9 protein-coding genes and 1 tRNA gene are annotated in these 11,893 nt (G+C 66.3%); 7 read left to right on the top strand and 3 right to left on the bottom strand.

All coding sequences use genetic code 11. From position 1 onward, the window contains the following. Nucleotides 1-334: 334 nt before the first annotated feature. Nucleotides 335-420, bottom strand: a tRNA-Leu gene (locus tag AB0362_RS22640). 207 nt (nucleotides 421-627) lie between these two features. Between AB0362_RS22640 and AB0362_RS22635 the strand changes: the two genes are divergently transcribed. From AB0362_RS22635 to pknB, 7 genes are all read left to right on the top strand, one after another. After that, the gene (locus AB0362_RS22635; protein WP_317809108.1) at nucleotides 628-2,052 is read left to right on the top strand and encodes an FhaA domain-containing protein; all 1,425 of its coding nucleotides are present in this window, start codon (nucleotides 628-630) and stop codon (nucleotides 2,050-2,052) included. A 169-nt stretch (nucleotides 2,053-2,221) separates the two neighbouring features. Further along, nucleotides 2,222-2,686 (top strand): FHA domain-containing protein, encoded by a 465-nt coding sequence (locus AB0362_RS22630; protein ID WP_037195344.1) that lies wholly within the window; start codon nucleotides 2,222-2,224, stop codon nucleotides 2,684-2,686. Beyond that, complete coding sequence (locus AB0362_RS22625; protein ID WP_094638420.1) at nucleotides 2,683-4,122, top strand: PP2C family serine/threonine-protein phosphatase; 1,440 nt, start codon at nucleotides 2,683-2,685, stop codon at nucleotides 4,120-4,122. Before AB0362_RS22630 ends, AB0362_RS22625 begins: the two co-directional genes overlap by 4 nt. Beyond that, nucleotides 4,119-5,576, top strand: a complete 1,458-nt coding sequence (locus AB0362_RS22620) for an FtsW/RodA/SpoVE family cell cycle protein (protein ID WP_094638419.1) — start codon at nucleotides 4,119-4,121, stop codon at nucleotides 5,574-5,576. Before AB0362_RS22625 ends, AB0362_RS22620 begins: the two co-directional genes overlap by 4 nt. After that, nucleotides 5,573-7,057, top strand: coding sequence for a penicillin-binding protein 2 (locus AB0362_RS22615; RefSeq protein ID WP_068045550.1), 1,485 nt, complete (start codon nucleotides 5,573-5,575; stop codon nucleotides 7,055-7,057). The genes AB0362_RS22620 and AB0362_RS22615 overlap by 4 nt, the downstream gene beginning before the upstream one ends. Nucleotides 7,058-7,063: 6 nt before the next feature. Next, nucleotides 7,064-8,431 carry a serine/threonine-protein kinase gene (locus AB0362_RS22610; RefSeq protein WP_317809107.1) on the top strand — a complete coding sequence of 456 codons (1,368 nt, stop codon included), beginning with the start codon at nucleotides 7,064-7,066 and terminating at the stop codon, nucleotides 8,429-8,431. Beyond that, nucleotides 8,428-10,368 carry a Stk1 family PASTA domain-containing Ser/Thr kinase gene (gene pknB, locus AB0362_RS22605; RefSeq protein ID WP_317532985.1) on the top strand — a complete coding sequence of 647 codons (1,941 nt, stop codon included), beginning with the start codon at nucleotides 8,428-8,430 and terminating at the stop codon, nucleotides 10,366-10,368. Before AB0362_RS22610 ends, pknB begins: the two co-directional genes overlap by 4 nt. 16 nt (nucleotides 10,369-10,384) lie before the next feature. On the opposite strand, the gene AB0362_RS22600 is transcribed toward pknB, so the two are convergent. After that, nucleotides 10,385-11,026: an aminodeoxychorismate/anthranilate synthase component II gene (locus AB0362_RS22600; RefSeq protein ID WP_068045567.1), complete on the bottom strand. Its 642-nt coding sequence runs from the start codon at nucleotides 11,024-11,026 to the stop codon at nucleotides 10,385-10,387. Nucleotides 11,027-11,039: 13 nt separating this feature from the next. Beyond that, nucleotides 11,040-11,786 (bottom strand): DUF881 domain-containing protein, encoded by a 747-nt coding sequence (locus AB0362_RS22595; RefSeq protein WP_317809106.1) that lies wholly within the window; start codon nucleotides 11,784-11,786, stop codon nucleotides 11,040-11,042. Nucleotides 11,787-11,893: the final 107 nt, after the last annotated feature.

Below are 11,893 nucleotides of genomic sequence, written 5' to 3'. Positions count from 1 at the left end.
GCGTCCTCGCCGTTGAAGCTGCACCTGTCGATCGTCGACGCTTTCCTCTGCACGAGCAGGTGGGCGCGTGGTAGAAAATGGGTCGTGGCGGATCCGGCCGTGGTGAGGCCGATCCAACTACGAACGATAAGTCAGTACCTGGGTGCCACCGCAAATAAGGTAAGCCTATTACGGGCTTTCACCTGCGAATTTCCGGATGCGAGACGCCCTCGGGACCGGGCCCTGGACACCGGCACCGACATCGGCCGAGAATCACACGCCTGTAAGACGATTCGAGGAAAAAGGGCCGGAGAAAAACTACTGGCCGCAGCGATCGAATCAGCTGCGGCCAGTGTGGTGGGCGGAGGGGGACTTGAACCCCCACGTCCCGAAGGACACTGGCACCTGAAGCCAGCGCGTCTGCCATTCCGCCACCCGCCCGGGTGACGGCGAGAACACTAACACGCACCATGCCGCGCTCGAAAATCGCCGCGTCGAGGTGCCGTGAGCCGACGGCGGCGGGCAGTCCCCGTCGGCGGCACCGTATATCATGCTTGGAGCGCGACCTCGTGATGACACGCGGCTGTCGCGACCTGCACACCAGCAGGCACCACACGGTGGAAGAACACAGTGAGAGGAGGGGTCACGATGGGCATCGTTCAGCGTTTCGAACGCAAGCTCCAGGGCGCTGTCGGCGACGTCTTCGCCCGCGTGTTCGGCGGAGGCGTCGTACCGGCGGAGGTGGAGGCAGCGCTCCAGCAGGAAGCGTCGGACCTGGTTCGGCCCCTGGACGGCGGGCACCTCCTGGCACCCAACAGCTACGTGATCACCATCAACAGCTCGGACCACGCCGAACTCGCCGGTGACCGAGAACTGACGGTCAAGGCGTTCTCACGTCACCTCGACGATTACATCCGCGATCAAGGCTGGCAGACCTACGGCGACGTGGTGGTTCGCTTCGAGCCGTCGCCCACCCTTCACACCGGACAGTTCCGTGCCAGTGGCTCGGTCGATCCCGATGTGGGACGATCGGCGACTGCTGCACGGAACGAGTTCCCGCAGCAGGGCGCGTCGGCACAAGCAGCACCGAGTCCCGTCCCTTCAGCTACGCAGCGACCGTCTGCCCCACCGATGTCGACACCAGGAGCCGGCCACATGACGCAGAACCCAGGCTACGACCCGCAACGCGACCCCGCGGACGGTCATCGCCCCGATCCGCGCGCGCGCAACGGTTACGCCGGTGGCCAGGATCCGCGCTACCCAGCACGTGAACAGAACGGCTACGACGCCCAGGCCTACGCGCCGGCCGAGCACGACCCGCGCTACGACCAGCAGCCGTACAACGGCGGCTACGACGAGCAGCCGTACCCCGAGCAGGGTCAGGCCTACAGCGCAGCCGGCCAGGATCAGGGCTACGACCCGCACGCCTACGGCGCGCCCGGCGGCCAGGATCAGGGGTACGACGCCCAGGGCTACAACGCGCAGGGTTACGACGCCCACGGCTACAACGCGCAGGGATACGACGCTCAGGGCTACCAGTACAGCGGTGCCGACAGTGCTGCGTACTCGGAGGCTCCGTACCAGGAGCAGGCGTACAACGACCCGTCCGGTCGGTACGCCGAGCCCCAGGCCGCCGGATATCAGCAGCCCGGCTACCAGCAGCCCGGCTACGACTACCCGCCTGCCCCGGTCGCCTACGGTCGCGGCTACCCGCAGCAGGGCGCGGGCGATCGCGGTGACGGGTACGGCTACGACCAGCCCGCCTCGTACGAAGCTCGCAGTCAGGCGCTGGCCGCGACGCTGCAGCTCGAAGACGGCAGCGGCCGCTACTTCCAGCTTCGTGACGGTCAGAACATCATCGGCCGTGGTCAGGACGCACAGTTCCGACTCCCCGACACCGGCGTTTCGCGTCGACACATCGAGATCCGGTGGGACGGCCGCGTGGCCATGCTCTCCGATCTCGGTTCCACCAACGGCACCACCGTCAACGGCGCTCCGGTGCAGGACTGGCAACTGGCCGACGGCGACGTCATTCGGGCCGGCCACTCCGAAATTCTGGTCCGGATCGTCTGACGATCTTTCGTGGGCTCGGGTGGCGGTTCGACTCGCACTCTCGCCGACCCGTATGTCGTCCACACGAGCTGCTTGACCCTATGATGCTGCGAGGCAACCATGTCTGCCGCGCCGCGGCTTTTCGCGTGGGCGGGATGCAGGTCGATTGCGAAGGAGGAGGTGAATCGTCGTGCAGGGATTGATTCTGCAACTGACAAGGGCGGGCTTCCTGCTGTTGTTGTGGTTCTTCGTCTGGGCCGTCCTTCGCACCTTGCGCAGCGACATCTACGCGGCCGCAGGCATGCGAGTGCCTGCTCGCTACTCCGGCGGCTCGAAGGTTCTTCCGTCGTTCAACAAGCAGAAGGTGGCCAAGTACCTCGTGGTGACCCAGGGCGGTCTCGCCGGAACGCGTATCTCGCTCGGAACGCAGCCCGTCCTCATCGGACGCGCGGACGACTCCACTCTCGTTCTGACAGACGACTACTCGTCGACGCGGCATGCGCGCATCTCGCCCCGCGGCGGTGACTGGTACGTCGAGGACCTCGGTTCGACCAACGGCACCTACCTCGACCGCGCGAAGGTGACCACCGCTGTTCGCGTGCCCCTTGGCACTCCTGTCCGCGTCGGCAAGACCGTGATCGAGTTGCGCCCGTGACCCTCGTCCTTCGCTACGCCGCCCGCAGTGATCGCGGTCTGGTTCGATCCAACAACGAGGACTCCGTGTACGCCGGGGCTCGCCTACTGGCGCTGGCCGACGGCATGGGCGGTCACGCGGCCGGTGAAGTGGCCTCGCAGTTGATGATCGCCGCCTTGGCTCATCTCGACGACGACGAGCCCGGCGAGGATCTGCTGGGCAAGCTGGAGGCAGCAACCCGCGAAGGCAACGCGTCCATCGCAGATCAGGTCGAGGACGAACCCGAGCTCGACGGCATGGGAACCACGCTGACCGCAATCCTGTTCGCGGGCAAGCGAATCGGACTGGTACACATCGGCGACTCACGTGCGTACATGCTGCGCGACGGCTCGCTCACCCAGATCACTCGCGACGACACCTTCGTCCAGTCACTCGTCGACGAGGGCCGCATCACCGCCGAACAGGCGCACACCCACCCGCAGCGTTCGCTCATCATGCGTGCCCTCACCGGAAACGAGATCGAGCCGACCCTCACCGTTCGGGAAGTACGTGCAGGCGACCGCTACCTGCTGTGCTCCGACGGCCTCTCGGACGTCGTCAGCGACGAAACCATCGAGAACACCATGAACGAGGGCGAGACGGGCCCGTGCGCCGATCGCCTGATCGAACTCGCGCTGCGCAGCGGCGGACCCGACAACGTGACGGTCGTCGTCGCCGACGTGATCGATCTCGACTACGGACAGAGCCACCCCATCCTCGGCGGTGCCGCCAGCACCGAGGACGAGGAAGACGCCCCTCCGCCCAACACCGCGGCCGGACGCGCCGCCGCGATGCGACCACCGCGTACGACGCCCAAGCGCGTCACCAGCCCGGTCGTCACGCCCGAGAAGAAGTCGCACAAACTGCGCTGGACGTTGATCGCCCTGACCCTGGTGGTACTCGCGGCAATCGGTGCGCTCGTTGCCAATTCGATCATCAGAGGCAACTACTACGTCGGTGCCGACAACAGCAAGGTGACCGTGCTGAGGGGCCTTCCCGGCTCGGTACTGGGCTACTCGCTGCAGAGCGTGGAACTGATCGGCTGCCTCGACGACGACGGAGCCGTCACGCTGACCGCTCCGGATGCCGCTCCGGCCGATTGCGTTCCGTTCGAGATCGACGACCTTCTGCCTGCCGCGCGCGAGCAGGTCACGGCCGGCTTGCCGTCCGGATCTCTCGACGACGCGCGCGGTCAGGTCGAGCGGTTGGCCTCCGGTGACCTGCTCCAGGTGTGCGAGACCGAACCGGTCGTCACCACGACTGTCGAACCGACTCCGACGACGATCATTCCGCCGCCCGGAGTGCCGTTGCCCCCGGCTGCGGAGCCCGTTCCCGAGGCGGCACCGACCACCACTGCGGTACCGACACCGACGGTCCCGCAGATTCCCGGTCAGAACTGCAGGACCGGTACTCGATGAGTTCCAATCCGTCCGCCGGAGGGTCCTTTCCGAGTCCACCCGAAGGATTCGCGCCTGCGCCGATTCAATCGAACCGGCGCGGCGTCGAGCTGCTTCTGCTCGGGGCCGCGGTCCTGATCACCACGATCTCGTTGGTACTGGTCGAAGCCAGTCAGGAACAGACCATCACCTGGGATCTGGCGAAGTACGCGGTGGCCTATCTCGCGTTGATGACGGTGGCGCACCTGGCCGTGCGACGCTTCGCGCCCTACGCGGATCCGCTGCTGCTGCCGATCGTGGCGCTGCTCAACGGGCTAGGTCTGGTGCTCATTCACCGTCTCGACCTGGCCGACGAGCAGCAGGCTCAGTACCTCGGAAACCCCATTCCGTCGCCCGACGCCAACCAGCAGGTGCTCTGGACGACGCTGGCCATCGCCGGTTTCGTCGCTCTGCTGGTGCTGCTGCGTGATTACCGCACCCTGGCTCGCTACGGCTACACCGTCGGTCTCGCCGGGCTGGTGCTCCTGGCCATCCCGGCGATGCTGCCGTCGGCCTTCTCCGAGGTCAACGGATCGAAGATCTGGATTCGGCTGCCCGGCTTCAGTATTCAGCCCGGGGAGTTCGCGAAGATTCTGCTGCTCATCTTCTTCGCATCGTTGCTGGTCGCCAAGCGGGAACTGTTCACCGTCGCCGGCAAGCACTTCCTCGGAATGGACTTTCCGCGGGCACGCGATCTGGGGCCGATCCTGGTGGTGTGGATCGTCTCCGTCGGCGTGCTGGTGTTCGAGAAGGACCTCGGCACCTCGCTGCTGATCTTCGGAACCGTCCTGGTGATGATCTACATCGCCACCGAGCGCGTCGGCTGGTTGATCATCGGTTTCGGACTGCTGCTCGTCGGATTCCTTTTCGCATATCAGGTGTTCGGCCACGTCAAGATCCGCACCGACACCTGGCTGCGTCCGTTCGACGACTACAACGACACCGGCTACCAGATCGTCCAGTCGATGTTCAGCTTCGCCACGGGCGGGTTGGCGGGTACCGGGCTCGGTAGTGGTCGGCCCTCCCAGGTGCCGTTCGCCAAGACGGATTTCATCATCGCGACGGTCGGCGAAGAGCTCGGCCTCATCGGCCTGACCGCCGTCCTGATCCTGTACTTGCTGTTCATCATTCGCGGCATGCGTACCGCGCTGGCCGTACGCGACAGCTTCGGCAAACTGCTTGCTGCCGGATTGTCGTTCACCATTGCCATCCAGCTGTTCGTCGTTGTCGGCGGCGTCACCAAACTCATCCCACTCACCGGCCTCACCACGCCCTATCTGTCCTACGGAGGATCGTCGCTTCTCGCCAACTACCTGCTCCTCGCGCTGCTGATCAAGATCTCCGACGCAGCCCGTGAGCCGGCAAAGCCCAAGAAGAAGCCCGCCCCCGCAGCGCCGATAGCGGAGGCACCCACCGAGATGGTGAAGCGCGCATGAACACTCCCCTGCGCCGCGTGTCCATCGCCGTGATGGTCATGGTCGTGGCACTGCTCGCCAACGCCACCTACCTCCAGGTCATCAAGGCCGACGATCTGCGCACCGACCCGAGGAACTCACGAGTACTGCTCGACGAGTACTCCCGCCAGCGCGGTCAGATCTCGGCAGGCGGCCAGGTGCTCGCATCCTCGGTCCCCACCGACGACCGCTACAAGTACCTGCGCACCTACCCCCAGAATTCGATCTCCCCGGCCAGCCCGCAGGCCAACGCGCCGATCACCGGCTACTACTCGATGCTGTACTCGAGCAGCGGCCTCGAACGCGCCGAGGACCCCGTACTCAACGGATCCGACGACCGGCTCTTCGGTGGACGACTGTTCGACCTCATCTCCGGCCGAGACCCCCGCGGCGGCAACGTCGTCACCACCATCGACCCCGTCGTTCAGCAGGTCGCATACGACCAGCTGACCGCCAAGGGATACACCGGCTCGGTCGTGGCCCTCGACCCGGCCACCGGCAACATCCTCGCCATGGCCAGCACCCCCAGCTACGACCCGAACCTGCTGGCCAGCCACGACGGCAGCACCACCACCGCGGCATGGGAGAACCTGAGCAACGATCCCGAGAAGCCGATGGTCAACCGGGCGATCTCGCAGACCTACCCACCCGGATCGACGTTCAAGGTGATCACCACCGCAGCCGCACTCGAAGCGGGCGCCACACCGGACGATCAACTCACGGCCGCGTCGAATATCACGTTGCCGGGAACCTCGACGACGCTGGAGAACTACAACGGTTCGACGTGCGGCGGTGGCCAGACGGCAACGCTGCGTGAAGCGTTCGCACGCTCGTGCAACACCGCCTTCGTCGAGCTCGGCGTCGATACGGGGGTGGACAGGATGCGCGAGACCTCCGCGGCGTTCGGCATCGGTGAGGACACGACCATTCCGCTCACCGTCGCCGACAGCACCATCGGACCCATCGACGACGACGCCGCCCTCGGCCAGTCCAGCATCGGCCAGCGCGACGTGGCGTTGACCCCGCTGCAGGACGCCGTCATCGCCGCCACCGTCGCCAACGGCGGCGTGCGGATGGCCCCGAACCTGGTGCAGCAGCTGCAATCTCCCGACCTGTCCGACCTGTCGAGCTACCAGCCGAAGGCCATGGGCGAGGCGATCAGCTCGGCCACCGCGGCGACACTGACCGACCTGATGATCGGCTCCGAGAACAACACCAGCGGCGAGGGCAAGATCCCCGGGGTCCAGATCGCATCGAAAACCGGTACCGCAGAACATGGTTCCGACCCGCGCAACACCCCGCCGCATGCCTGGTACATCGGATTCGCACCCGCCGAGGATCCCAAGGTCGCCATCGCCGTCATCGTCGAGGACGGCGGCGATCGAGCCCTCGCCGCGACCGGTGGATCCGTGGCCGCACCCATCGGGCGCGCCGTCATCGCAGCCGCATTGCAGGGGAGGTGACGTGAAGTGCCACTGAGCAACGGAGCTGTCATCGCGCAGCGCTATCGACTTCTGCGCCTCATCGCCACCGGCGGTATGGGGCAGGTGTGGGAAGCGATGGACAACCGCCTCGATCGCCGTGTCGCGGTCAAGGTACTCAAGGCCGAGTTCTCCGAGGACCCGGAATTCCTGCAGCGCTTCAGGTTCGAGGCACGCACCACAGCGCAGCTGAACTATCCCGGAATCGCCGGCGTCTACGACTACGGCGAGACCCGCGACGGCGCGGGCGAATCACTGGCCTACCTGGTGATGGAACTGGTCAACGGTGAGCCGCTCAACGCCGTGCTGGGTCGCATGTCCCGGTTGCCGCTCGGCCATGCCCTCGACATGCTCGAGCAGACCGGCCGTTCGCTGCAGATCGCGCACACCGCAGGCGTCGTCCACCGCGACGTCAAGCCGGGCAACATCCTGATCACCCCCACCGGCCAGGTCAAGATCACCGACTTCGGCATCGCCAAAGCCGTCGACGCGTCCCCGGTGACCAAGACCGGAATGGTCATGGGCACAGCGCAGTACATCGCCCCCGAGCAGGCACTCGGCGAGGAGGCAACCTCGGCTTCCGACGTCTACTCGCTCGGAGTCGTCGGATACGAAGTACTCGCGGGCACGCGGCCCTTCGTGGGCGACGGTGCGCTGACCGTGGCCATGAAGCACGTGCGCGAGACGCCGGCCCCCATGCCAGTCGACCTGCCTCCCGCCGTACGCGAACTCATCGAGATCACGATGGTGAAGGACCCGGCCGCGCGCTACGCCAACGGTGGCGAATTCGCCGACGCCGTCGCCGCAGTCCGAGCCGGCCGTCGCCCGCCTGCGCCCGGAAACTCCCGCGGTTCGGGCACCGGCAGGGTCATGATGCCGGGCGTCGTGCCCAGCCCGCAGCCGCCGTCGAGCACCCAGATGATGCCGACGTCGCAGCGCGAGTACCGCGGACCGGCCACCGGAACGGCTGCGGCCGCCGTACCCGAGTCCACCGGAATGTCGTCGGCGCAGAAGGCCCTCGCCTGGGGCGGTGCCGGACTGCTGCTGCTGGCCATCCTCATCGGCGGTTACGTGCTGTTGACCGGGGGCAGGGACGACACGCCGACGCCGTTCGTGCCGCCGACCACGACCACCACGCAGCCGACCACCACCACGACCACGACGACCGAACCCACGACGACCACCGAAGAGACCACCACCACCGAAGAAACAACGACGACCACGACGACGACCACCACGGAGGAGCCGACGACCACCGAGGAAACCACGACCACCTCGGCGGAGCCCACCGAGACGACGACCAGACGTCCGCTGATCGAGATTCCATTCCAGCAAGATCCACAAGGACAACGATGACGACTCCCCGTACGCTCTCCTCTCGCTACGAGCTGGGCGAGATACTCGGATTCGGCGGCATGTCCGAGGTTCATCTGGCACGTGACACTCGGCTGGACCGCGACGTCGCCATCAAGGTTCTGCGCGCCGATCTTGCTCGCGACCCCACGTTCTACCTGCGGTTCCGACGCGAAGCCCAGAACGCGGCCGCACTGAACCACCCGGCCATCGTCGCCGTGTACGACACGGGTGAAGCCGAGACCGAAGCCGGTCCGCTCCCGTTCATCGTCATGGAATACGTCGACGGCGACACCCTCCGCGACATCGTGCGCGCCGAAGGACCCATGGCGCCGCGTCGAGCCATGGAGGTCATCGCCGACGTCTGTGCTGCACTCGATTTCAGCCACCGCAACGGCATCGTGCACCGCGACGTCAAACCCGCGAACATCATGATCAACAACGCGGGCGCGGTGAAGGTGATGGACTTCGGTATCGCCCGCGCCATCGCCGATTCCTCGTCGCCGATGACTCAGACGGCCGCCGTCATCGGAACCGCGCAGTACCTGTCGCCCGAGCAGGCTCGCGGCGAACAGGTCGACGCTCGATCGGACGTCTACTCGCTCGGCTGTGTGCTGTTCGAGATCCTCACCGGCGAGCCCCCGTTCAAAGGTGATTCCCCGGTCGCGGTCGCCTATCAGCACGTGCGCGAGGATCCTCAGCTGCCGTCGCTGGTCAACGACACGGTGCCGCGTGAACTCGACTCGATCATCCTCAAGGCGATGGCCAAGAATCCCGCCAACCGCTACCAGAGTGCCGCCGAGATGCGCACCGACCTGGTCCGGGTGCTCGGCGGTCAACGTCCGAGCGCCCCGATGGTCATGAACGACGAGGACCGCACCACGATTCTCGGATCGGTCGATTCACGGCAGGCGGACTTCTCCGGCAAGGACAAGCCGGCAGCTGCAGCCGCCGGCACACCCCGCCCGTCGAAGCACACCGAACCCGACAACGAACCCAGGAGCCGTCGGGGCCTGAAGATCGCGCTGATCTCCGCGGCGTCGATCATCGTCGTCGCGATCGTCGGAGCATTCCTGTGGTCCCTCGGTCCCGGAGCTGAGCCCACGTCCGTCACCGTGCCGTCCGTCGCCGGCCTCGTCGCAGACGAGGCCCAGCGGGAACTCGAGAATGTCGGCCTGCGCGTCACCGTGCAGGAGAGGCCGGATGCGTCGGTTCCCGAGGGTTCCGCGATCGGCACCAACCCCGCCGCGGGATCACAGACCGAATCACCCGGGGACATCCAGCTCGACGTCTCCTCGGGCCCCCAGCAGGTGCAGGTGCCGCGACTGACCGGAAGAACGCAACAGGAGGCGTCGGACGCCTTGAACGAGGTGGGCCTTCAACTCGATCCCACCGTCGCCCGGGCACCGTCCACGCCGGAGAACCTCGACAGGGTCGTCGAACAGAACCCGTCCTCGGGCGTGAGCATGAACGCCGACTCGCAGGTTCGCATCACGCTCGGCTCCGGCCCGGCGCAGGTACGGATGCCCAACGTCGTCGGCCAGCTCGTCGACGTTGCGCAGCCGAACGTGGCGGGTGCCGGTCTCCGCGTCCAGATAGAGAACATCGACTCCAGTCAGCCGGTGGGACAGGTCGTCTCGACGGACCCCGCCGGTGGTGCCAACGTCGCCGAGAACACGGTCGTGACATTGCGCGTGTCGAACGGAGACAAGATCCCGATGCCGGACCTGGCCGGACTCACCGAAGCTCAGGCTCTGACAGCACTGGAATCGGCAGGATGGACCGGAACCGCGTCGGACCTGTCGACGTCGAGGCAATCGACGCTCGACCCACTGATGGTCGGCCGCATCGTGAACCAGACTCAGCCGGCAGGCTCGGAGATCAGCAAGTCCGACACCATCACCGTGAGTATCGGGGCGCTGGGTATTCCGACCGGCTAGACACCTCGGGTCGAGCTCAGGCGAACGCCTCGGCGACCTGAGCTTCGAGCTTGGCGACGAGACCGGGGTCGGTGGGCATCCCGCAGACGGTCAGCCAGTTCGCCAGCATGCGGTGTCCGCCCTCGGTGAGGATGGACTCTGGGTGGAACTGGACGCCGTGAATCGGTAGCTCGGTGTGCCTCATCGCCATGACCAGACCGGATTCGGTGCGCCCGATGATCTCGAGTTCGGCCGGGATGGTGTCCTCCCGGACGGTCAGTGAGTGGTAGCGAGTGGCGGTGAAGGGCTCGTTCATGCCCTCGAGAACTCCGACGCCCGAATGGTGCACCAGACTCGTCTTACCGTGCAGCAGTTCCGGGGCCTTCTCGACGGTGGCACCGAAGGCTGCGCCGATCGCCTGGTGGCCCAGACAGACCCCGAGCAGGGGCGTCTTCGTGCGGGCGCTGGCCGAGACCAGATCCATCGTGGCACCTGCGCGCTGCGGCGTGCCCGGTCCCGGGCTGAGCAGAATGCCGTCGAACCGGGCCGCGACGGCATCGCGGTCGGTGAGGCGCTCGTCGTCGTTGCGCCAGACCTCGACATCGGCATTCAACTGACCCAGGTACTGGACGAGGTTGAAGACGAAGCTGTCGTAGTTGTCGACGACGAGAATACGCATGTGGACAGCGTACTCAGCGAGGCTGTGCGTACCGCATGCGCACCGAGTCGGAGTACGCGGGCACCGAGAGGTCCTCGGACACCGCGACGTCGTAGCGGAGGCCGTATCTCAGCGCGTACTGCTCGTACAACCGCACACCCGGCTCGTTCTTCAACGCCGCGCGCAGCCGATCCGAATCCCCGATCGCCGTCATCACGTACGGCGGACTGTACGTACGTCCGCCGAGAAGAAGGGTGTTCCCGATGCAGCGCGGAGCCGACGAGGCCACCAGCCGTTGATCCTGCATCGCGATCGCCGACGCTCCACCGGCCCACAACGCGTTGAGCACGCTCTGAACATCGACCTGATGAACCACCAGATCGTCGACGGATGCATCGGACGCATACGAGCCGTCCGGTCCACGGGGAGCGTCCGCCATCGTCACAGTCAGTCCGGCACCCGACGCGGCCTCGCGGCCCGCCGCATCGGCCAGGGAGTCGATTCGGGCCAGAGCGTCGGCGACGTCGGTGTCGACGGACGCGGTTCGCTGCTGAATGGTGTCGACTTGCTGCTCGAGCGTGTCCCTGCTGCGCTCGGCCTCCACGCTGCTGCTCTGAGCTGCATCGACGAGGTCGGCCAGTCTGGTGGTATCCCCGCCGCGCAACTCAGTGCCGTCGGAGACATGCCTGGTGGTACCGAGCAGCAGACCGACGACAGCGCACACCGCGACGGCGAGCACCCACCAACGAGTGTTGGCGGGGGCAGTCGATCGTCGTGTCACGGGTGCTCGCAATTTGTCCGGTGGGTCGGTGCTGGGCTCACCTGCGTTAGCGTGTACAGCAACCGGGTCGGTGACCGTCACGGTCCTCCAGGCGACAATAGCCTGGG

Source organism: Rhodococcus sp. NPDC079359 (assembly GCF_040702585.1).
Classification (GTDB): Bacteria; Actinomycetota; Actinomycetes; order Mycobacteriales; family Mycobacteriaceae; genus Rhodococcoides.
The sequence above is the reverse complement of the archived record's forward strand: the minus strand, read 5'-3'. Positions and strand labels throughout refer to the sequence as shown.

Coding starts and splice junctions, on each gene's coding strand:
- AB0362_RS22600 (WP_068045567.1), bottom strand. CDS start 11,026: ATGCGTATTCTCGTCGTCGACAACTACGACAGCTTCGTCTTCAACCTC.
- AB0362_RS22635 (WP_317809108.1), top strand. CDS start 628: ATGGGCATCGTTCAGCGTTTCGAACGCAAGCTCCAGGGCGCTGTCGGC.
- pknB (WP_317532985.1), top strand. CDS start 8,428: ATGACGACTCCCCGTACGCTCTCCTCTCGCTACGAGCTGGGCGAGATA.
- AB0362_RS22615 (WP_068045550.1), top strand. CDS start 5,573: ATGAACACTCCCCTGCGCCGCGTGTCCATCGCCGTGATGGTCATGGTC.
- AB0362_RS22620 (WP_094638419.1), top strand. CDS start 4,119: ATGAGTTCCAATCCGTCCGCCGGAGGGTCCTTTCCGAGTCCACCCGAA.